Consider the following 20,210-nt stretch of genomic DNA (forward strand, 5'->3'; position numbering starts at 1 on the left):
TTCCCCGGTTCCAGGCACGCCGGATTCCCATGATCGTGCTTCGACCCGCTGGCGCCGGCCTGCCGTGCGTGACGATGTGGCTCCGGCCCAATCGCGCACTCAGCCGACGCGGGCTGCGTCGCCTGATCATGGTACTGGCGGCCCTGGCGCTGACGACGGCCGGGTTAGGCGCGTGGCAGGGGAATGTATTCGCTCCGCTGTTTGCCCTGATCGAGTCCTGCGCGATGGCCCTTGCCCTGCGGCAGGCCTGGCGCGCGGGCGACCGCAGCGAACGCATCCGCCTCGACGAATCGTCGCTGGAGGTGCGCTCGCTGCCCGGGCGACGCCGCGTGTGCTTCCAGTCCTACTGGGTGCGCGTGCGGCTGGCGCCCGGCAACGGGCACGGACGTCTGCTGCTGGGGTCGCACGGGCGTGAGCTGGAGATCGGGGCGTTCCTCGCCGAAGAGGAGCGCCTGGAGTTGTCAAGGAAACTCAAGGTGTTGCTGGCGGGCGTGCAAGGCCAGCAGCGCAGGTAGCTACAACAAAGGTGCAGGACATGACATCTGGCGGCATCAGGATCAAGGCATGGGCGGCGGCAGCGGCCTTTGCGCTGTTCAGCGGCGCGGCATGGGCCAACCCCCAGCCGGGCCAGCTCAACATGACGCGCGGCGTCAGCGAGTGGTCGCCCGAGGCCTACTTCCTCAACAACGTCGCGCTCGGCGTGTGCACCGTCATCGGCGTGCTGGTGTTCGGTGCGATGTTCATCGCGATGTTCCGCTTCCGCAAATCGCGCGGCGCGGTCGCCGAGAAGTGGTCGCACAACACCATGCTCGAAGTGGTCTGGACCACCATCCCGGTGATCATCCTGATCGTGCTGGCCTGGATGTCCACCGGCGGCCTGGTCTCCTTCGCCGACACCACCGGCTCGCAGATGACCGTCAAGGTCACCGGCTACCAGTGGAAGTGGCGCTACGACTACGTCGAGTACCAGGGCAAGTCGATCGACGGCGTCGGCTTCATGTCCAAGCTCGACGACCAGAGCAACGAGACCCGTCAGCTCGATTCGGGCCTGGACCCGAAGTCGGTCAAGGTCGGTGACGAGAACACCTATCTGCTCAACGTCGACAAGCCGCTGGTGGTGCCGGTCGATACCAAGATCCGCTTCGTGATCACCGCCGGCGACGTGATCCACTCCTGGTGGGTGCCGGCCCTGGGCTGGAAGATCGACGCCATCCCGGGCATCGTCAACGCGGCCTGGACCAACATCAAGGTGCCGGGCACCTACCGCGGCCAGTGCGCGGAACTCTGCGGCCAGGACCACGGCTTCATGCCGATCGTGGTGAAGGCGGTTTCCAAGGCCGAGTTCGCCCAGTGGCTGGCGCAGCAGGAGGCCGCCGGCAAGGCGCCGCCGGCCACGCCCGCGACACCGGCCGTTCCGGCGCCGGCGTCGACCGCCGCCGCCCCGGCATCCGCTTCGACCACGGCCGCCCCGGCAGCCAAGACGCCGGGCAAGCAGGGCTGACGCCCACCCGCTCATCCGTTTTCAAGCATTCGCATTAGGTAGAGGTGCAAGGCCATGGCCCACGCAGCCACCCACGATCACCACGACGACCACCACGGCGCGCCGTCGAATTTCTTCACGCGCTGGTTCATGTCCACCAACCACAAGGACATCGGCACGCTGTATCTGGTCTTCTCGTTGCTGATGTTCTTCATCGGCGGCAGCTTCGCGATGGTGATCCGCGCGGAGCTGTTCAAGCCCGGCATGCAGCTGGTGCAGCCGTACTTCTTCAACGAGATGACCACCATGCATGCGCTGGTGATGATCTTCGGCGCGATCATGCCGGCCTTCGTGGGCCTGGGTAACTGGATGATCCCGTTGATGGTCGGCGCGCCGGACATGGCGCTGCCGCGCATGAACAACCTCTCGTTCTGGATCCTGCCATTCGCCTTCGCGCTGATGCTGTCGACCCTGTTCATGCAGGGTGGCGGCCCGGCCGGCGGCTGGACCATGTATCCGCCGCTGTCGCTGCAGAGCGATTCGGTCGCCTACGTGGTGTTCGCGATCCACCTGATGGGCATCAGCTCGATCATGGGGGCGATCAACATCATCGCGACCATCCTCAACATGCGCGCGCCGGGCATGGACCTCTTGAAAATGCCGGTGTTCGTGTGGAGCTGGCTGATCACCGCGTTCCTGCTTATCGCCGTGATGCCGGTGCTGGCCGGCGCCGTGACCATGCTGCTGACCGACAAGTACTTCGGCACCAGCTTCTTCAATGCGGCCGGCGGCGGCGACCCGGTGCTGTACCAGCACGTGTTCTGGTTCTTCGGTCACCCCGAGGTGTACATCATGATCCTGCCGGCGTTCGGGATCATCTCGGAGATCGTGCCGACCTTCTCGCGCAAGCCGATCTTCGGCTACAAGGCGATGGTGTTCGCGATCGCGGCGATCGCCTTCCTGTCGTTCATCGTGTGGGCGCACCACATGTTCGCGGTCGGCCTGCCGTTGGGCGCCGAGATCTTCTTCATGTACGCCACCATGCTCATCTCGGTGCCGACCGGCATCAAGGTGTTCAACTGGGTGAGCACGATGTGGGGCGGCTCGCTGACGTTCGAGACGCCGATGCTGTTCGCCATCGCGTTCATCATCCTGTTCACGATCGGCGGCTTCTCCGGCCTGATGCTGGCGCTGGTGCCGGCGGACTTCCAGTACCACGACACCTACTTCGTGGTGGCGCACTTCCACTACGTGCTGGTGACCGGCGCGGCCTTCGCCATCATGGCGGCGACCTACTACTGGCTGCCCAAGTGGACGGGCATGATGTACAGCGAGTTCTGGGGCAAGGTGCACTTCTGGTGCTCGGTGGTGTTCGTGAACGTGCTGTTCTTCCCGCAGCACTTCCTGGGCCTGGCCGGCATGCCGCGCCGTATCCCCGACTACAACGTGGCCTTTGCCGACTTCAACATGATCAGCTCGATCGGCGGCTTCCTGTTCGGCGCCTCGCAGCTGATCTTCCTTGGCGTGATCGTGCATTGCGCGTTCTTCTCCAAGAAGAAGGCGGCCGATCGCGTATGGGAAGGTGCACGCGGCCTGGAATGGACGGTGCCCTCGCCGGCCCCGCACCACACCTTCGCGCTGCCGCCGGTGATCCACGACGACGAACTGGCCCACGGCCACGTGGATGATTGATGCAACGGGCGCGCCGGCCCTGGCCGGTGCGCCGGATGGGCGCAGGGTGATGAACGGGCAGGGCAACGATGGGGAGTCGGCACGCCGGAAGGGCGTACGGCGCACCCTCTGGATCACCGGAACGATCGCGGTGGTGCTGTTCCTGCTCTCGATCCTCAGTATGGTGAAGATCGGCTAGCGTCAGGTTTTCCCCGGGACCGCCACGGTGGCCCGGCAAGCAGTTCCCCGCGCGGCACGGCGGGGATGGAAGCAAACAAAGAGATATCCACGGGGATCACTCATGGGTCAGCAGCAAGCGTATTTCGTACCGGCCAAGAGCCAGTGGCCGATCGTGGCCGCAGTGGTCATGTTCCTCACCGTGTTCGGTGCCGCGCATTGGTTGAATGCTGCGCCGGGCGAGGCGGGTTTCGGCAAGACGGTCATCACGATCGGCTTCATCGGCGTCCTGCTGATGTTCTTCGGCTGGTTCCGCTCGGTGATCCACGAGTCGCTGGCCGGCAAGTACGACGCCCAGGTGGATCGCTCCTTCCGCATGGGCATGATGTGGTTCATCTTCTCCGAGGTGATGTTCTTCGCCGCATTCTTCGGCGCGCTGTTCTACACCCGCATGTTCTCGGTGCCGTGGCTGGGCGGCGAGGGCCATGGCGTGCTGACGCACCAGTTCCTGTGGAGCGATTACGCCGCAGCCTGGGGTGCCGGTGGCGGCAACGGTCCGGGCAACATCGGCGGTGATTTCCAGACGGTGGCACCGTGGGGCCTGCCGCTGCTCAACACCCTGATCCTGCTTACCTCGAGCGTCACCGTGACCATCGCGCACCACGCGCTGAAGGCCGGCCACCGCGGCAAGATCCTGGTGTTCCTGGGCCTGACCGTGCTGCTGGGCGCGACCTTCGTGTATGCCCAGGCGCACGAGTACATCGAGGCCTACAAGGAGCTCAACCTCACGTTGCACACCGGCGTGTACGGCTCGACCTTCTTCATGCTGACCGGCTTCCACGGCCTGCACGTGACGCTGGGCACGATCATGCTGGCGATCATCTGGCTGCGCGTGCTCAAGGGCCACTTCAGCCCCGAGCATCACTTCGGTTTCGAGGCCGTGGCCTGGTACTGGCACTTCGTCGACGTGGTGTGGCTGGGCCTGTTCATGTTCGTCTACATCCTCTGAGACGACAGCCCCGCAAAGAAAAAGCCCGCCGATCGGCGGGCTTTTCATTTTGCAGGAGGCCGCTTGCGGACGATGCTTTTACAGGCCTGGATGGGAGAGCATCGCCCGCACGCGGGCTCCTACAGGTGTCCAACGGCTGCGCTAAATGTCGCGCTTCGGGCTTCGCTCGCCCTGGCCCGCTACAATTACCGGCCGACGCCGTGGGGCTGCAGCCAGCCCATCCAGATGCCCAGCATGATCATGGCGATCAGCACGATCGACAGGCCGATGCGCCGGGTCAGCGCCCAGGCGGTGCGCTTGCTGCCGTCCTTGTCGGTCATCATGTAGTACAGCGCCTGGCCGAGGTTGAACACCACGACCAGGAACATGATCACCAGCGCGACTTTGTAGATGGTTTCCACGTGAGCGGTCCGATCAACTTGCGAGCCGGCAGTATAGCCACCGCTGACGGTGCCTCCGCGTGACACGTTGGCGCAGGCCGGCCTGGTGGAGCGTGCTGTTGACCGTGGCCGCCGCGGCGCTGTTCGTGCGCCTGGGCGTATGGCAGCTCGACCGCGCCGCCTACAAGGACAGCCTGGTGCGGCGTTATGCCGCCGCGGCCGCCGCGCCGCCGGTGCCTTTCGGGCAGGTTGCGGCGACGCCGCCGGCCGATGCCTTCCCGCGGGTGGCCGTGCAAGGCAGCTGGCTGGCCGAGCGCACCTACCTGCTCGATAACCCGAACCACGACGCGCGTGGCGGCGTGGAGGTCTACGTACCGCTGGCGCTGCCGGGCGATTCGCGCCTGCTGCTGGTGGACCTCGGCTTCCTGCCAGGCACCCGTGACCCCGCGCCGGCGCTACCGCCGCTGCCGGCCGGCGAGGTCGCCCTGCATGGGCTCTATCTGCCGCCGCCGGGCGTGGGCCTGGAACTGGGCGGCGATGCGCTGGCCGGCCAGGCGCACTGGCCCAAGACGACCATCTATCTCGATCTGGCGCAGGTGGCGAAAGACCTCGGCCGCCCGCTGTACCCGCGCGTACTTGCGCTCGACGCGGATCCGGCCGTCGCCTACAAGCGCGAGCACGCGTTCGACTTTTCCTCGATGCCGCCGTCGCGGCACCGGGCCTATGCCTTCCAGTGGTTCAGCTTTGCAATCGCGGTCGTGGCGATCTTCATCGTCCTGCACCGCAAGCGCCGCCCCCGACGCACGGACATCCGATGAACACTCCCGCGCCTCCCTCCCTCAAGGCCAGCCGCGCCAAGCTGTTGGCGATCATGGCGGTCTTCGCGCTGCCGATCATCGCCGCCGGCGTGCTGACCTTCACCGGCTGGCAGCCCAGCGGCAAGGGCTACGGCAAGCCGATCCAGCCGCAGCGCAACTTTATCGACGAGCACCTGCGCGTGACCCTCGCCGACGGCGGCGACTACGCCTGGCGCGACCCCGAAGAGCCGCGCATGACGCTGGTCGCGCTGGCGGGGCCGGGCTGCGCCGCGCGTTGCTTCGAGACGCTGACCGGCATGGCCAAGGCCTGGGTCACGCTCAACCGCAACCAGAAGCGCCTGCGCCTGCTGTACGTGGGCGAACCGCCGGCCGACCCGGGCCGTCGGGAAGCGATGAAGTCGTTCTGGACGCTGGGTCGCGACGCGGACGGCAAGCTCGATGCGTTTCGGCCGCAGGCGTCCGACAGTGTGAGCGCGCTGCTGGTCGAGTCCAACGGCACGGCGCTGGCGTACTACCCGGCGGGCTTCGACGGCACCGGGCTGCTGCGTGACATGCACAAGGTGATCAAATGAACGGTGAGGGCGGCGGCCGCATGCAGGGCGCGAACGTAACGGCATCGGCCAGGGCGCGTCGCATCATGCGCTGGCTCGCGTTGTGCGCGGCGGTGTTCGCCTTCGGCGTGGTGATGTTCGGCGCGTTCGTGCGCCTGTCCAACGCGGGCCTGTCCTGCCCGGACTGGCCGACCTGCTACGGCCAGGTGACCTGGCCGCATCACGAGCAGGCGGTGGCGCGTGCCGACGCGGCTTTCCCGGATCGCCCCTACGAGGCGACCAAGGCCTGGCGCGAACAGGTTCACCGCTTCCTGGCCGGCACGCTGGGCGTGCTGGTGCTGGTACTCGCGCTGATCGCCGCCTGGCGCCCGCGCTGGGCGCGCGTGGCGGTGATCCTGGGCGCGGTCTTCGCCGCCGGCGGCGTCTCGCTGTATATGCGCGGGGAACATGCCTGGTCGTCGTTGCTGGCGGTGGTGGCAATTGCGCTGCCGCTGGCTGCCGCGGTCCGGTTGCGCAGTCCGGGCGCGTGGCGGATCGCCGTGCTGGCGCTGGCAGTGATCATCTTCCAGGCGATGCTGGGCATGTGGACCGTCACCCTGCTGCTCAAACCGATCGTCGTAATGGGCCATTTGCTCGGCGGCATCACCACGTTTGCGCTGCTGGCTTACGCGGCGCTGCGCTTCGCCGGTGTCGGCGCCCGCGATGCGCGCTACGAGCCGCTGCGCCGCTGGATCGTGCTCGGCATCGTGCTGCTGGTCGGCCAGATCGCGCTGGGCGGCTGGACCTCCTCCAACTACGCCGCGCTCGCCTGTGGCACCGGGCCGGATGCGTTCCCCAAGTGTCTGGGGCAATGGATGCCGCCGACCGACTTCAAGGAGGGCTTCGTGCTTTGGCGCGGTATCGGCGTGAACTACGAGGGTGGCGTCCTGGACATGGCCGCGCGCAGCGCGATCCAGATCGCGCACCGCTTCGGCGCGCTGGTGGTGTTCGTCTACCTGATGTGGCTGGGCCACCGCGTGGCCCGGCGCGGCTTGCGCCTGGCGGGCGCGGCGATCGGGACGGTGCTGGTGGCACAGGTGCTGCTGGGCATCAGCAACGTGCACTTCGGCCTGCCGCTGCCGGTGGCCACCGCGCACAACGGCGTGGCGGCGCTGCTGTTGTTCACCCTGCTGGCGACACTGGCGCGCACGCAACCGCACCCGGATGATGCACCGATGCGATCCCTGGAGCCCGGACGATGAGCGCGCACCTGCGCGAATACCTGCAGCTGACCAAGCCGCGCGTGGTCGCACTGCTGGTGTTCTGCGCCGTGATCGGCATGTTCCTGGCGGTGCCGGGCATCCCGCCGTGGCGCGCGCTGGTGTTCGGTACGCTCGGCATCTGGATGGCCTCCGGTTCGGCTGCTGCCTTCAATCATCTGATCGACGAGCGCATCGACAAACTGATGGCGCGCACCCAGCGCCGGCCGCTGGCCACGGGTGCGCTCAAGCCGCGCCAGGTGCTGTTGTTCGCCATCGCGCTTGGCATCGCCTCGATGCTGGTGCTGGCGCTGCTGGTCAACCCGCTGACCGCGTGGCTGACCTTCGGCGGACTGATCGGCTATGCGCTGGTCTATACGGCCTACCTCAAGCGCGCCACGCCGCAGAACATCGTGATCGGCGGCCTGGCCGGCGCGATCCCGCCGGTGCTCGGCTGGACCGCGGTCACCGGGCAGTTGCACGCCTTTGCACTGCAGCTGTGCCTGATCATCTTCGTGTGGACGCCGCCGCATTTCTGGGCGCTGGCGATCTTCCGCCGCGAGGACTACGCGCGCGCCGAAATCCCGATGCTTCCGGTCACTCACGGCGTTACCTACACGCGCTGGCATGTATTGTTCTACACCGTGCTGTTGGTGCTGGTGACCCTGCTGCCGGCGTTGACCGGCTTCAGCGGCGGCGTGTACCTGGGCGGCGCCGTGGTGCTGGGTGCAGGCTTCCTCTACTACGCCATCCGCCTGCTGAACCCGCCGGACGAATTCTTCGCCATGCGCGTGTTCAAGTATTCAATCGTGTACCTGATGGCGTTGTTTGCCTTCCTGCTCGCCGACCACTGGCTGATCGGGCCGGTGCAGGACGCCGGCGTCATGCTGCAACGCGCCGCCTGACCCGTCGCCCGCTTGACAGACACGCGTTCGGAAACCAGAATGCGCGCGCCCTCCGGCGCGCTGCGTCGCGGCATTCCCCAAGACCTTCCAAGGCATATGGACGTCTACCCTAGTCGCAACGTCGACATCCGCTCGCATCGGGTGCCGGCGTCGCATCACAAGCAGAACGCCTGCGGCGACCGCCTGCGGTCGGCCGGCGCTTTCCTCGACTAGGAAACGCCCGGCCCACTCCCGCGGTGCCGCCGGCACCGTTACGAGGAGTCGGGTCATGAACCTCCTTCGCGATGTTTCGTGGCTGCGCCTGTGGCGCCGCCTTGCCATCGACCGCCGCCGCGTGGCACGGCCGGTCTATGCCGTTACCGTTCCCGCACCGCTGGCCGCTGCCGGCCCGGCCGAACGGCGCCAACCCGTGGTGGTGACACAGGTGGTGCCGTTGCCGCGCGTGGCGAACGGGTGAGCCTGCATCGGTTGCACAAGGGCTGGCCTCCGCCAGGTCCGCACCCGGTCCGGCCGTCCAGACGTCCGGATCTTCGGTAGCCGCGCGCGCCGGGTCGAAGGCGGGTGCCGGTCGATCAGGCGACAGACGGAAGCGGAAAGATGATCAGGCAGACCCTCCACAGCGCGGCGGTCCGGGCGACCGGCAGGAGCGCGGCGCCGGCACGCGTGGTGGCGGCGGACTACGCACGGCTGCGCAACGACGAACTGCTGGCCCGCCTCGACACCGGCACGGCCGGTCTGGATGCCGAACGCATCGCCGCGCGCCTGCATCGCGATGGCCCCAATGAGGTCTCGCACGAGAAGCCGCCACACTGGTCACGCCAGCTGCTGCGCGCCTGCCGCAACCCGTTCATCGCTGTGCTGGTGTTGCTGGCGATCGTGCAGCTGGCGACCGATCGCGAGGACCTCACCGGGCCGCTGATCATCGCCGTGATGGTCGGCATCAGCGTGCTGCTGAGCTTCACCCAGGAACACCGCTCCTCGCGCGCCGCCGAGCAGCTCAAGGCGATGGTGCGCAACACCGCCAGCGTGACCCGCCGCGCGGCCGACGGCCACAGCGAGCGCATCGAGGTGCCGGTGGGCGAACTGGTGGCGGGCGACATCGTGCACCTGGCCGCCGGCGACATGGTGCCCGCGGACCTGCGCCTGCTTTCGGCCAAGGACCTGTTCATCAGCCAGGCCATCCTGACCGGCGAATCGCTGCCGGTGGAGAAGGCCGCGCCGATGGCGCGCGACCTGGTCCAGGGCCATGCCAATCCGCTGGACCTGCCCAGCGTGTGCTACATGGGCACCAACGTGATCAGCGGCACCGCGACCGCCGTGGTGGTGGCGACCGGCTCGCGCAGCTATCTCGGTTCCCTGGCGCACACGCTCTCCGGCCAGCGCGTGCAGACCAGTTTCGATCGCGGCGTGCGCTCGGTCAGCTGGCTGCTGATCCGCTTCATGGCGGTGATGGTGCCGGTGGTGTTCGTCATCAACGGGCTGGACAAGCACGACTGGCTGCAGGCCTTCCTGTTCGCGCTCTCGGTGGCAGTGGGCCTCACGCCGGAGATGCTGCCGCTGATCGTCACCGCGAACCTGGGCAAAGGTGCCATGGCGATGTCCCGCCGCAAGGTGGTGGTCAAGCGCCTCAACGCCATCCAGAACTTCGGCGCGATGGACGTGCTGTGCACCGACAAGACCGGCACGTTGACGCTCGACCGGATCGTGCTCGAGCGCCACCTGGACCTGCACGGCGAGGCCTCCGACGAGGCGCTCGAATTCGGCTACCTCAACAGCCGCTTCCAGACCGGGCTGAAGAACCTGATGGACAAGGCGGTGCTCGCGCACCGCGATCTGGAGCCGATGGCCGCGCGCTTCCGACTGGTCGACGAGATTCCCTTCGATTTCCAGCGCCGCCGCATGTCGGTGGTACTCGCCGGCGACGACGGCGAGCACCTGCTCGTGTGCAAGGGCGCGGTCGAGGAGATGCTCGCCATCTGCACCGCGGCGCGGCTGGACGGCATCGACACGACGCTGGACGACGCGCAACGCGCCGAGATCCGCGCGATGACCCGCCGGCTCAACGAGGACGGCCTGCGCGTGCTGGTGGTTGCCCTCAAGCAGCCGCCCCCGGGCCAGCATACCTATGGCCTGGCCGACGAAACGGGCCTGACGGCGATCGGCTGCCTGGCCTTCCTCGATCCGCCAAAGGACTCGGCCGCCACCGCGATCGCCGCCTTGCGCGAGCACGGCGTGGCGGTGAAGGTGATCACCGGCGACAACGAGGCGGTGACGCGCAAGATCTGCCGCGAGGTCGGCCTCCAGGTGGCGCACTCCGCGCAGGGCCGCGACATCGAGCCGCTGGACGAGCCGGCGCTCGATGCGCTGGTCGCGCGCACCACCGTGTTCGCCAAGATGTCGCCGCTGCAGAAGGCGCGCGTGGTCAGGTCACTGCAGCGCCAGGGCCACACCGTGGGCTTCCTGGGCGACGGCATCAACGACGCGCCCGCACTGCGCGAGGCCGACGTGGGCATCTCGGTGGACAGCGCCACCGACATCGCCAAGGAATCGGCCGACATCATCCTGCTGGAGAAGAACCTGATGGTGCTGGAGGAGGGCGTGATCGAAGGCCGCGTCACCTTCGGCAACGTCATGAAGTACATCAAGATGACCGCCAGCTCGAACTTCGGCAATGTGTTCAGTGTGCTGGTGGCCAGCGCCTTCCTGCCGTTCCTGCCGATGCTGCCGCTGCAGCTGCTGGTGCAAAACCTGCTCTATGACATCTCCCAGCTGGCGATTCCGTTCGATCGCATGGACGAGGACTACCTGAAGTCCCCGCGGCAGTGGGATGCCAGCGACATCGGCTGCTTCATGGCCTGGGTGGGGCCGGTCAGCTCGATCTTCGACCTCACCACGTTCTGGCTGTTGTGGCACCTGTTCGGCGCAAACGACGTGGCGCACCAGGCGTTGTTCCAGTCCGGCTGGTTCGTCGAGGGCCTGCTCTCGCAGACGCTGATCGTGCACATGATCCGCACGCGGCGGATTCCGTTCCTGCAGAGCATCGCCGCCGCGCCCGTGCTAGCGCTGACGCTCGCGATCGGCGCGATCGGGCTGGTCGTTCCCTACAGCCCGCTGGGTGCCAAGCTCGGGATGACTGGCTTGCCGATGGCCTACTTCGGCTGGCTGGCGTTGACGCTGCTCTGCTACGCCGCGCTGACGCAGCTGGTGAAGCGCGTGTATATCCGGCGCTACGGCCGCTGGCTCTGAGTGTCACGGGAATTTTTCCTACGAATTTTGCCGATACCACCGCCATCGGCCGACGGCTATAAAACCTGTCGGGGGAATCCTTGCCAACGTGTAGGGGTTCATATGCATGCAAGGTTCTTGATGGTTCGCGCGCTGATGTTCGCGGGCCTGGGATGCTGCGGCCTGCCGGCTGCGTGGGCCGCCACGGCGCTGCCCGACCACCAGGAATTCGAGGCATCGCTGCAGGTGCCGTTCCAGGCGACCGCCGGACGGCCGGTGGCGCTGCACTTCGCCTATCCGGGCGCCGCGCCCGGCACGCCGGTCGCCTGGGAGGTCGCGCTGCTCGACCGCGACGGTCGCGTGCTGCGCGCGTGGGAGGGACACAGCACGCTGCACGCGCGCACTGCCACGGCCCGCCTGCGCTGGGACGGCAAGGGCAGCCACGGCGAGGCCCTGCCGGCCGGTTACTACACGGTGCGCCTGCGCGCGATCGCGCTGGACGAGGCCAACATCCGCCAGCTGGGTACCGGCCTGCCTGGCCACGCGTTGGCCCTGGCGGTCGATCGCGCGCCCGGGCGCATCGAGGAACAGCGCTACGACATCCAGGTCGGCAACGTGGCGCCCGCGCGTGTGCCGGCCTTCCGCGCGCTGCCGCGCCACGGCGACACGCTGCAGGCGCAATCGGTGAGTGCCGGCTCGCTGCCCTACACGATCTACTACGGCAACCTGCACAGCCAGACCAACCACAGCGACGGCGGCGGCGACCTGGCCACCTGCGACAGCGAGCAGGCGCCGCAGAGCAGCGCCTACGGTCCGGCCGACGCCTACCAGTACGCGATGAACCGCGGGCTGGACATGCTCATGACCTCCGAACACAACCACATGTTCGACGGTTCCACCGGCACCAACACCTCGGCCGATCCGGCCACCGCGAAAAACCTGTTTGCCTCCGGCCTGCAGGCGGCCTCCGCGTTCCGTGCCGCGCACCCGAACTTCCTCGCCGTGTACGGCCAGGAGTGGGGCGTGATCAGCAATGGCGGCCACATGAACATCATCAACGCCGACGGCCTGATCGAGTGGGAGAAGAACAGTGCCGGCCAGGTGATCGGCGACTACTACATCGCCAAGGGCGACTACGCGTCGCTGTACACGCTGATGCGCCAGCACGGCTGGATCGGCCAGTTCAACCATCCCGCGTCCAGCGGCCAGTTCGTGGTCAACGGCACCAACTTCGGCTACACGGCCGACGGCGACGCGGTAATGGTGCTGGCCGAGGTGCTCAACAGCTCGGCCTTCTCGGCCAACACCAGCGAGACCGAAACCTCGCGGCCGAACTACGAGACCGCCTTCAACACCATCCTGGAACGCGGTTACCACGTGGCGCCCAGCTCCGACCAGGACAACCACTGCGCCAACTGGGGCGCGAGCTACACCAACCGCACCGGCGTGCTGATCCCCAGCGGCACCGTGCTCAGCCTGGCCAGCTTCCTCGACGCGCTGCGCGCGCGCCGCGTGTTCGCGACGGAAGACAAGGCCGACCAGATCGTACTCACCGCCAACGGGCACGTCATGGGCGAGCGCTTCAGCAACTCAGGCCCACTCACGCTCACCGTCAACTACGCCAGCACGTCCGGCGACAGCGTGCAGCGGGTGCAGGTGTTCCAGGGCGTGCCCGGCAGCAACGGCACGGTGACGGAGTTGTCCGAAACCTCGACCACCACCCTGACCCCGACCGCGGGCGAGCACTTCTATTACGCCAAGATCACGCAGGCCGACGGCAACCGGCTATGGTCCGCGCCGGTCTGGGTGAGCCAGGGCAGCGGCGGTGGCGGGGGCGATACCACGCCGCCGACGGTCAGCGCCTCGGAAAGCGGCAGCGCCGGTACGATCACGCTGGCCGCTACGGCGAGCGACAACGTCGGCGTCAGTCGCGTGGAGTTCTACGTCGATGGCGCGCTCAAGGCCACCGACAGCAGCTCGCCCTACCAGGCCAGCCTCGACTCGACCACGCTCACCGACGGTTCGCACACGCTCGTCGCCAGGGCCTACGACGCGGCCGGCAATGTCGGCAGCAGCACCGGCGTAGGCTTCAGCGTCGCCAATGCCAGCGGCGGCGGCAGCAGCCAGTTGCTGAGCAACGGCGGCTTCGAGAGCGGCGTCACCGCCTGGACGCAGACCAGCGGCGTGATCACCAGCGACAGCAGCGAGGCAGCCCACGCGGGCAGCTGGAAGGCCTGGCTGGATGGCTACGGCAGCAGCCACACCGACTACGTGCGGCAGCAGGTGAGCATTCCCTCCACGGTGATGAGCGCAACGCTGGACTTCTACCTGCACATCGACAGCGCCGAGGGCACTGGCACGGCCTACGACACGCTGCAGGTGCAGGTGATCACTTCCACCGGCAAATACATCACGCTGGCCACCTACTCCAACAAGGACGCCGCCGGCGGCTACCAGCACCACACCCTCAGCCTGAACGGCTACAAGGGCCAGACGGTGCAGGTGAACTTCTACGGTGTCGAGGACGGCAGCCTGCAGACCTCGTTCGTGGTGGACGACGTGGCGGTCAAAACGCAGTAACGGGAAGTCCGCAGGAGCCCACTCGTGGGCGATGATCTTTTTGCGATCCGGCCGCAAAGGCATCGCCCATACGTGGGCTCCTACAGGTTCGGCGGCGCCTTCGCGTATCGCCGCGCCAGCACCGCGCACACCATCAGCTGCAGCTGGTGGAAGATCATCAACGGCAACAGCAGCGCGCCCAGTCCGCCGGCCTGCGAGGCAAACAGGATCTTGGCCATGGGCACGCCGCTGGCCAGGCTTTTCTTCGATCCGCAGAACACCAGCGTGATGCGGTCGGCACGGGCGAAGCCGAGCAGCCGCCCGGTCGTGCTGGTGCACAGCAGCGCCAGCGCCAGCAGCAGTGCACCCATGCCGAGGGTGGCCAGCAGAGCCAGCGGCGCGGTGGCGCGCCACAGGCCTTCGACTACGGCCTCGCCGAATGCGGCATAGACCACCAGCAGGATGGTGCCGCGGTCGGTGAATCCCAGCAGCGGACGGTGGCGATCGACCCAGTGTCCGATCCACGGGCGCAGCAGGTGGCCGACCGCGAACGGCAGCAGCAACAGCCTGACGATCTGCCACACGCCCTCGGCGCCGGGCGCATGGCCGCCGTGCGTCGCCAGCAGCAGTTCGACCAGCAGCGGCGTCGCCACGATCCCGATCAGGCTGGAAAGCGACGCACTCACCACCGCGGCCGGCACGTTGCCGCCGGCGATCGAAGTGAACGCGATCGAGGACTGCACCGTCGACGGCAGCGTGCAGACAAACAGCATGCCCAGCGCCAGCGGCGGTGTCAGCAACGCGTGCGAGAGCGGTGCCAGCAGGAAGCCCAGCACCGGGAACAGCACGAAAGTGCTGGCGAACACCGCCAGGTGCAGCCGCCAGTGCGTCACGCCGCGCACGATCGCCGCGCGTGAGAGCTTCGCCCCGTGCAGAAAGAACAGCAGCATGATCGCCGCGTCGGTGCTGCGGTCGAGCCAGACCGCGGCGCTGCCGCGGCACGGCAACACCGTCGCCAAGGCGACGGCGGCGAGCAGGGCGAGCGTGAAGCCGTCGGGAAGCAGACGGCGCAGCGGGGCAAGGGACATGAGATTCGGTCGGAAGACGCGTGCTGCGAGGATTGTAGCGGGCAGGCTCAGTCGTCCATGCCGCAGCGCGCATGCCGGCGTCGGCGCCACCACAGCACCAGTGCCGCCATCGCCAGCAGTCCGGCGAGAATCCAGATCCCGTGCTGCCCGCGGCCGATCCACATCGCCAGCCACTCGCGATTGTTCGCACCGAAGTAACCGAGGTACACCCACACCGGCACGCTGATCAGGGCCGCCAGTCCATCGAGCAGGAAAAAGCGCATGAACGACACGCGATGCGTGGCGCCCGCGGTCACGTACACCGCCGTGCGCATGCCGGGCAGGAAGCGCGCCAGGAACAGCAGACGGTTGCCGTAACGGGCGAACTTCTCCTGCACCCGGCAATAGCGTTCGGGCGTGAGCAGGCGCGCCACCAGTGGCCACTGCATGATGCGTGCGCCGTGCCGGTGGCCGAGCAGGAACATCGCCGCGTCGCCGGCGAGCACGCCGACCAGCGACACCAGCGCCATCACGTGCACGTTGGCGAAGCCCAGCCCGGCGATCACCCCACCGGCCACCAGCGTGATGTCCTCCGGCAGGGGCGCGCCGGCGCCGCACAGCAGCAGCGCGGCGAACACCGCCAGGTAGCCGCTTTCGGCAAACAGCAGGATCAGGCGTTCAAGCAACTGCATCGGTGATCCTGCGGGACGCGGGCGCCAATCGGGAGTGGCGCACGCGCCAGAAATAAAGCTGCACGTTACCGCCCCGAAATTGATGGGTGGCGCCTTGCGTGCAGTTCGCGCAACTCCGCCTTTTCGGCGCTTGAGATCGTGCCATTAGCTCTCTTCTGAGCCAGTTCTTCTTGCCGAAGAGAGTTGGCTTGTTCTTCCATGCGAGCCAAGGCGTCAAGAAATTCGACTCTTTGAACATCTGGTTCGCCTACCACCATCGCCGCCATCAGCTTCTGCAGCGAGGGGTACTCGGGCCGCTCGGCGAAGTGTTCGACCAGCATCGCCGGGTTGATGCCCGGCCGCGCGCGACACAGGTCGATCAGCTCGGCCAGCAGCCCCACGCCGGGCTTGTCCAGGCGCAGGAAGCGGTAGGGCGGCTCGACCAGGTCGGCCAGCCCCGGCTGGGCCAACAGCAGCGCGATCGCGCTGCGCACCAGCGAGCGCTGCACGGCCACCGGACGCTGCACCGCGCGGCGCGCGGACGGCTCGGCCGGGACGTTGGCGCGGGCGCCGGTGCGCTTCTCCAGCTCCTGCGCCATCAGGTCGCGGAAGGCGCCGTCGGGCAGCTTGGCGATCAACGGCCGGGCGCGCTCGGCCAGCCGCGCGCGGCCGTCGAGGCTGCCGGTGGCGACGTCGTGCGAGAGTTCGCCGAAGAAGTAGTCCGACAGCGGCGTGGCCTCCTTCAGGCGCTTCTCGAAGCCGTCCTTGCCTTCCTTGCGCACCAGCGAATCCGGATCCTCGCCGTCGGGCAGGAACAGGAAGTACGCCTGGCGGCCATCGCGCAGCCGCGGCAACGCGGCGTCGAGCGCCTTCCATGCGGCGGCGCGGCCGGCGCGGTCGCCGTCGAAGCAGAACACCACATCGGGCGCGGCGCGGAACAACACCTCGGTATGCTCGGGCGTGGTGGCGGTGCCCAGCGTGGCCACCGCGATCGGCAGGCCCGCCTGGTGCAGCGCGATCACGTCCATGTAGCCCTCGACGACCACGATCCGCGCGAGCTGGCTGTTGGCCTGCTTGACCTGCCACAGCGCGAACAGCTCGCGGCCCTTGTGGAACAGCGGCGTCTCGGGCGAGTTGAGGTACTTCGGGCCCGTGCTTTGTTGAGAAGTGCGGGCATGGATGCCCGCTTCTTGATCTTCGCGCGCGGGAGGCGCGCTGGAAATAATGCGTCCGCCGAAGGCGATCACGCGGCCGCGGCGGTCGAGGATCGGAAACATCAGCCGCTCGCGGAAGCGGTCGTAGCGATGGCCGCGCTCGCCGGTGGCGACCATGCCCGCTTCGGTCAGCAGTTGCATGCGCCGGTCATTGCCGCCGAGTGCCTTGATCAGCCCGTCGTAGCCGGCCGGCGCCCAGCCCAGGCGGAAGCGCGCGATGGTGTCGGCGTCCAGCCCGCGCTTGCGGCAGTAGGCCTGCGCCTCGGCGTTCTTCGGCAACTCGCCCTCGTACCAGCGCGCGGTGCTGTCGAGCAGCGCATAGAGGTCGGTCTTGTCCTCGCGCGGCGCCGCCTCGCGCCCGCCCTCGCGCGGCACGGTCAGGCCGACGGCCTGGGCGAGTTCCTCCACGGCGTCCGGAAATTCCAGCCGCTCGTAGTCCATCAGGAACTTCACCGCGCTGCCGTGCGCGCCGCAACCGAAGCAGTGGAAGAACTGCTTGGCGGGACTGACGTAGAACGAGGGCGTGCGCTCGTTGTGGAACGGGCAACACGCGGTCCATTCGCGCCCGGCTTTCTTCAACGGCACGCGCCGCTCGATCACGTCGACGATGTCGACGCGGGCAAGCAGTTCGTCAATGAAGCTGTCGGGGATACGGCCGCGCATAGGCGGCCTAGTCTAGGGCCTGGGGGCGCGTTTGCGGGGCGCCCGCGGCGTTGTGTGGCCGCGAAGCCCTCGATCCAACGTACGGCGACCGGGAGGTGGGCTGAAGCCCACCCTGCGCAGGGCGCTAGAGGATGTGGAACACCCCGATCACCGCCAGCAGGGCGATGATGAACAGGATCACGAAGATCACGAACAGCACCTTGGCGATCGTCGCGGCGATGCCGGAAATCCCGCCGAAACCGAGCCAGCCGGCGATCAGCGAAATGATGGCGAAGATGATGGCCCACTTGAGCATGCGGCTTCTCCCTCGCCGCGCGGCCGGAGGCGGGGGCCTCCGATCAGGCGACGCCGCGCTGTTGTAGGCGATGGGGCGTGAAGGGTGCGCATCAGCTCGCTGTGCATGGCGTGACGCGAACTTGCTTACTCTCCTCTCGGGGCAGCTGCGATCTTGCTCCCTCTCCCCTCTGGGGAGAGGGCTGGGGTGAGGGGCCACTCTCGCGGCGGAGCAGGTCGGAGCGCGGCTTTGATGGGGTTTCCTGCGAGCCCCGGCCCCTCACCTCTCCCGGAGGGGAGAGGAAGCGAACGCAAAGAGCCGTACTTATGCCTCACCTCGATCCTCTCCCCAAAGGGAGAGGAAGCAGGGCGGCTCAGCCGCCCAGGCGTGCCTTGATGCGGGCGGAAACTTGCGCCATGTCGGCGCGACCGGCGGCCTGCTGCTTGACCGAAGCCACCACCTTGCCCATGTCGCGCGGCGAGCTGGCGCCGGTCTGCGTGATGGCCGCGTCGATGAGTGTGTCGACCTCGGCCTCGCTGAGCTTGGCGGGCAGGTAGGCCTCGATCACCACCATCTCGGCGCGCTCCACGTCGGCCAGGTCCACGCGGCCGGCGGCGTCGTACTGCACGATTGAATCGCGCCGCTGCTTGAGCATCTTCTCGAGCACGGCGAGCACTTGCGCCTCGTCCAGTTCGATGCGCTCGTCCACCTCACGTTGCTTGATCGCGGCCAGGATCAGGCGGATTACCGCCAGCCGATCCTTCTCGCCGCCGCGCATGGCGGCCTTCATGTCGTCGGTGATGCGCTGCTTGAGGCTCATGGGGGGTTGTCTCCGGAAACGCGAAAGGCCGGTGTCGCCATGGGCAACACCGGCCTCGGGATGTCAGAACACCGTGCCGCGCGCTACGCAGCGGCGACGGGGATCAATACATCCGGGTCTTGCGCGAAACGTCGCGCGAGAGGCGGCGCAGGTGGCGCTTCACCGCGGCGGCACGCTTGCGCTTGCGCTCCTGGGTCGGCTTCTCGTAGAACTCGCGCTTGCGGGTTTCGGCGAGGACGCCGGCCTTTTCGCAGGTACGCTTGAAGCGGCGCAGGGCAAGCTCGAACGGCTCGTTCTCGCGGACTTTGACGCTGGGCATGAAAACTCCGAGTGGTAAACTGGCCCGCCAACCTGGCGCGCCTGTGGAATAGGGCGAGCCGCGAATTATAGCGTGGACAAAAAAGAAATTTCAAACCCGCCTGTCAAGCCCGTTCTCGGCGTGGAAACCTCCTGCGACGAGACTGGCGTGGCGTTGCTGCGCTGGACGCCCGGGGCGCCGGGCGAGGGCCTGCTGGCGCACACGCTGTACAGCCAGGTCAAGCTGCATGCGGACTACGGCGGCGTGGTCCCCGAACTGGCCAGCCGCGATCACGTGCGCAAGCTGCTGCCGCTGGTGCGTGAGGCACTGGCGCAGGCCGGCATGACCCCGGCCGACCTCGGCGGCGTGGCCTACACCGCCGGGCCCGGTCTGGTCGGCGCGCTGCTGGTCGGCGCGGCCGCGGCGCGGGCGATGGCCTGGGCGCTGGACGTGCCGGCGATCGGCGTGCACCACATGGAAGGCCACCTGCTGGCGCCGCTGCTGGAGCCCGATCCCCCCGCGCCGCCGTTCGTGGCGCTGCTGGTGTCCGGCGGCCATTCGATGCTGGTCGAGGTGCGCGCGATCGGGCAGTACCGCCTGCTTGGCGACACTCTTGACGATGCCGCCGGCGAAGCGTTCGACAAGACCGCCAAGCTGATGGGCCTGCCGTACCCGGGCGGCCCGGCGCTGGCGAAGCTGGCCGAACGGGGCCGGCCGGGCGTGTTCCGCTTCTCCCGCCCGATGACCGACCGGCCCGGGCTGGATTTCAGCTTCTCGGGCCTGAAGACCCAGGTGCTGCTGGCCTGGAAGCAGTCCGACCAGTCCGAACAGACCCGCGCCGACGTGGCCCGCGGCTTCGAGGAAGCCATCGTGGACACGCTGGTGATCAAGTGCCGCCGCGCGCTGGAGGCCACCGGTACCCATCGGCTGGTGATCGCCGGCGGCGTAGGCGCCAACAAGCGCCTGCGCGAGACGCTGGCGGCCGCCGGTGAAAAGGACGGTTTCCGCACCTACTTCCCGCGGCTGCAGTTCTGCACCGACAACGGCGCCATGATCGCGCTGGCCGGGGCGATCCGGCTGGCGGCCGGCCAGGGCCAGGACGAAGCCGTGCGCGTGTCGCCCCGCTGGGACCTCGAAAGCCTGCAATCGGTGTAGGAGCGCACCCTGTGCGCGACCGCCATGCGCGCCCT

At 67.8% G+C, this 20,210-nt stretch carries 20 protein-coding genes; 13 read left to right on the top strand and 7 right to left on the bottom strand.

What is annotated here, in order from left to right; all coding sequences use genetic code 11:
• Positions 1–74: 74 nt before the first annotated feature.
• The 5 genes from ACFWZ3_RS01140 to ACFWZ3_RS01160 all read left to right on the top strand — a co-directional run bounded on the left by ACFWZ3_RS01140 (position 75) and on the right by ACFWZ3_RS01160 (position 4,337).
• Entirely contained in the window at positions 75–515 is a 441-nt protein-coding gene (locus tag ACFWZ3_RS01140; protein ID WP_439706203.1) for a DUF2244 domain-containing protein, read from the top strand.
• A gap of 20 nt (positions 516–535) precedes the next feature.
• The gene (gene coxB, locus ACFWZ3_RS01145) at positions 536–1,501 is read left to right on the top strand and encodes a cytochrome c oxidase subunit II (protein WP_439705948.1); all 966 of its coding nucleotides are present in this window, start codon (positions 536–538) and stop codon (positions 1,499–1,501) included.
• Positions 1,502–1,555: 54 nt separating this feature from the next.
• Positions 1,556–3,172, top strand: coding sequence for a cytochrome c oxidase subunit I (ctaD, locus tag ACFWZ3_RS01150; protein ID WP_439705949.1), 1,617 nt, complete (start codon positions 1,556–1,558; stop codon positions 3,170–3,172).
• Positions 3,165–3,350 (top strand): hypothetical protein, encoded by a 186-nt coding sequence (locus ACFWZ3_RS01155; protein WP_439705950.1) that lies wholly within the window; start codon positions 3,165–3,167, stop codon positions 3,348–3,350. Before ctaD ends, ACFWZ3_RS01155 begins: the two co-directional genes overlap by 8 nt.
• Positions 3,351–3,452: 102 nt before the next feature.
• Entirely contained in the window at positions 3,453–4,337 is an 885-nt protein-coding gene (locus ACFWZ3_RS01160) for a cytochrome c oxidase subunit 3 (RefSeq protein ID WP_439705951.1), read from the top strand.
• A 185-nt stretch (positions 4,338–4,522) separates the two neighbouring features.
• On the opposite strand, the gene ACFWZ3_RS01165 is transcribed toward ACFWZ3_RS01160, so the two are convergent.
• Positions 4,523–4,738, bottom strand: coding sequence for a twin transmembrane helix small protein (locus ACFWZ3_RS01165; RefSeq protein ID WP_209618944.1), 216 nt, complete (start codon positions 4,736–4,738; stop codon positions 4,523–4,525).
• Between the two features lie 59 nt (positions 4,739–4,797).
• On the opposite strand from ACFWZ3_RS01165, the gene ACFWZ3_RS01170 reads away from it, so the two are divergent.
• From ACFWZ3_RS01170 to ACFWZ3_RS01200, 7 genes are all read left to right on the top strand, one after another.
• Positions 4,798–5,535, top strand: coding sequence for an SURF1 family protein (locus ACFWZ3_RS01170; RefSeq protein WP_439705952.1), 738 nt, complete (start codon positions 4,798–4,800; stop codon positions 5,533–5,535).
• Positions 5,532–6,107 carry a hypothetical protein gene (locus ACFWZ3_RS01175; protein WP_439705953.1) on the top strand — a complete coding sequence of 192 codons (576 nt, stop codon included), beginning with the start codon at positions 5,532–5,534 and terminating at the stop codon, positions 6,105–6,107. The genes ACFWZ3_RS01170 and ACFWZ3_RS01175 overlap by 4 nt, the downstream gene beginning before the upstream one ends.
• Positions 6,108–6,127: 20 nt before the next feature.
• Entirely contained in the window at positions 6,128–7,327 is a 1,200-nt protein-coding gene (locus ACFWZ3_RS01180) for a COX15/CtaA family protein (RefSeq protein WP_439706204.1), read from the top strand.
• The gene (cyoE, locus tag ACFWZ3_RS01185) at positions 7,324–8,229 is read left to right on the top strand and encodes a heme o synthase (protein WP_439705954.1); all 906 of its coding nucleotides are present in this window, start codon (positions 7,324–7,326) and stop codon (positions 8,227–8,229) included. The genes ACFWZ3_RS01180 and cyoE overlap by 4 nt, the downstream gene beginning before the upstream one ends.
• Positions 8,230–8,497: 268 nt before the next feature.
• Positions 8,498–8,686 (top strand): hypothetical protein, encoded by a 189-nt coding sequence (locus ACFWZ3_RS01190; protein WP_439705955.1) that lies wholly within the window; start codon positions 8,498–8,500, stop codon positions 8,684–8,686.
• A 140-nt stretch (positions 8,687–8,826) separates the two neighbouring features.
• Positions 8,827–11,475 (top strand): magnesium-translocating P-type ATPase, encoded by a 2,649-nt coding sequence (gene mgtA, locus ACFWZ3_RS01195; protein WP_439705956.1) that lies wholly within the window; start codon positions 8,827–8,829, stop codon positions 11,473–11,475.
• A 120-nt stretch (positions 11,476–11,595) separates the two neighbouring features.
• Positions 11,596–14,034: a CehA/McbA family metallohydrolase gene (locus ACFWZ3_RS01200; protein WP_439705957.1), complete on the top strand. Its 2,439-nt coding sequence runs from the start codon at positions 11,596–11,598 to the stop codon at positions 14,032–14,034.
• Between the two features lie 80 nt (positions 14,035–14,114).
• Here the strand turns inward: ACFWZ3_RS01200 and ACFWZ3_RS01205 are convergent, their stop codons facing one another.
• From ACFWZ3_RS01205 to rpsU, 6 genes are all read right to left on the bottom strand, one after another.
• Positions 14,115–15,101, bottom strand: coding sequence for a bile acid:sodium symporter family protein (locus tag ACFWZ3_RS01205; protein WP_439705958.1), 987 nt, complete (start codon positions 15,099–15,101; stop codon positions 14,115–14,117).
• A gap of 47 nt (positions 15,102–15,148) precedes the next feature.
• On the bottom strand, positions 15,149–15,772 hold the full coding sequence (locus ACFWZ3_RS01210) for a DedA family protein (protein WP_439705959.1): 624 nt from the start codon (positions 15,770–15,772) through the stop codon (positions 15,149–15,151).
• 65 nt (positions 15,773–15,837) lie between these two features.
• Entirely contained in the window at positions 15,838–17,628 is a 1,791-nt protein-coding gene (dnaG, locus tag ACFWZ3_RS01215) for a DNA primase (protein WP_439705960.1), read from the bottom strand.
• Between the two features lie 124 nt (positions 17,629–17,752).
• Positions 17,753–17,923, bottom strand: coding sequence for a DUF1328 domain-containing protein (locus ACFWZ3_RS01220; protein ID WP_231321958.1), 171 nt, complete (start codon positions 17,921–17,923; stop codon positions 17,753–17,755).
• A gap of 352 nt (positions 17,924–18,275) precedes the next feature.
• Positions 18,276–18,722 carry a GatB/YqeY domain-containing protein gene (locus ACFWZ3_RS01225; protein ID WP_439705961.1) on the bottom strand — a complete coding sequence of 149 codons (447 nt, stop codon included), beginning with the start codon at positions 18,720–18,722 and terminating at the stop codon, positions 18,276–18,278.
• Positions 18,723–18,825: 103 nt separating this feature from the next.
• Entirely contained in the window at positions 18,826–19,041 is a 216-nt protein-coding gene (rpsU, locus tag ACFWZ3_RS01230; RefSeq protein ID WP_055999514.1) for a 30S ribosomal protein S21, read from the bottom strand.
• Between the two features lie 72 nt (positions 19,042–19,113).
• Between rpsU and tsaD the strand changes: the two genes are divergently transcribed.
• Positions 19,114–20,175, top strand: a complete 1,062-nt coding sequence (gene tsaD / locus ACFWZ3_RS01235) for a tRNA (adenosine(37)-N6)-threonylcarbamoyltransferase complex transferase subunit TsaD (protein WP_439705962.1) — start codon at positions 19,114–19,116, stop codon at positions 20,173–20,175.
• Positions 20,176–20,210: the final 35 nt, after the last annotated feature.

It is taken from the genome of Frateuria sp. GZRR35 (assembly GCF_051900415.1).
Lineage (GTDB): Bacteria > Pseudomonadota > Gammaproteobacteria > Xanthomonadales > Rhodanobacteraceae > Frateuria_A.

What these genes read in the sequence shown, in the direction of transcription:
- ACFWZ3_RS01140 (WP_439706203.1), top strand. Translation starts at nt 75, where the DNA reads ATGTGGCTCCGGCCCAATCGCGCACTCAGCCGACGCGGGCTGCGTCGC.
- coxB (WP_439705948.1), top strand. Translation starts at nt 536, where the DNA reads ATGACATCTGGCGGCATCAGGATCAAGGCATGGGCGGCGGCAGCGGCC.
- ctaD (WP_439705949.1), top strand. Translation starts at nt 1,556, where the DNA reads ATGGCCCACGCAGCCACCCACGATCACCACGACGACCACCACGGCGCG.
- ACFWZ3_RS01155 (WP_439705950.1), top strand. Translation starts at nt 3,165, where the DNA reads ATGATTGATGCAACGGGCGCGCCGGCCCTGGCCGGTGCGCCGGATGGG.
- ACFWZ3_RS01160 (WP_439705951.1), top strand. Translation starts at nt 3,453, where the DNA reads ATGGGTCAGCAGCAAGCGTATTTCGTACCGGCCAAGAGCCAGTGGCCG.
- ACFWZ3_RS01175 (WP_439705953.1), top strand. Translation starts at nt 5,532, where the DNA reads ATGAACACTCCCGCGCCTCCCTCCCTCAAGGCCAGCCGCGCCAAGCTG.
- ACFWZ3_RS01180 (WP_439706204.1), top strand. Translation starts at nt 6,128, where the DNA reads ATGCAGGGCGCGAACGTAACGGCATCGGCCAGGGCGCGTCGCATCATG.
- cyoE (WP_439705954.1), top strand. Translation starts at nt 7,324, where the DNA reads ATGAGCGCGCACCTGCGCGAATACCTGCAGCTGACCAAGCCGCGCGTG.
- ACFWZ3_RS01190 (WP_439705955.1), top strand. Translation starts at nt 8,498, where the DNA reads ATGAACCTCCTTCGCGATGTTTCGTGGCTGCGCCTGTGGCGCCGCCTT.
- mgtA (WP_439705956.1), top strand. Translation starts at nt 8,827, where the DNA reads ATGATCAGGCAGACCCTCCACAGCGCGGCGGTCCGGGCGACCGGCAGG.
- ACFWZ3_RS01200 (WP_439705957.1), top strand. Translation starts at nt 11,596, where the DNA reads ATGGTTCGCGCGCTGATGTTCGCGGGCCTGGGATGCTGCGGCCTGCCG.
- ACFWZ3_RS01205 (WP_439705958.1), bottom strand. Translation starts at nt 15,101, where the DNA reads ATGTCCCTTGCCCCGCTGCGCCGTCTGCTTCCCGACGGCTTCACGCTC.
- ACFWZ3_RS01210 (WP_439705959.1), bottom strand. Translation starts at nt 15,772, where the DNA reads ATGCAGTTGCTTGAACGCCTGATCCTGCTGTTTGCCGAAAGCGGCTAC.
- dnaG (WP_439705960.1), bottom strand. Translation starts at nt 17,628, where the DNA reads ATGCGCGGCCGTATCCCCGACAGCTTCATTGACGAACTGCTTGCCCGC.
- ACFWZ3_RS01220 (WP_231321958.1), bottom strand. Translation starts at nt 17,923, where the DNA reads ATGCTCAAGTGGGCCATCATCTTCGCCATCATTTCGCTGATCGCCGGC.
- ACFWZ3_RS01225 (WP_439705961.1), bottom strand. Translation starts at nt 18,722, where the DNA reads ATGAGCCTCAAGCAGCGCATCACCGACGACATGAAGGCCGCCATGCGC.
- rpsU (WP_055999514.1), bottom strand. Translation starts at nt 19,041, where the DNA reads ATGCCCAGCGTCAAAGTCCGCGAGAACGAGCCGTTCGAGCTTGCCCTG.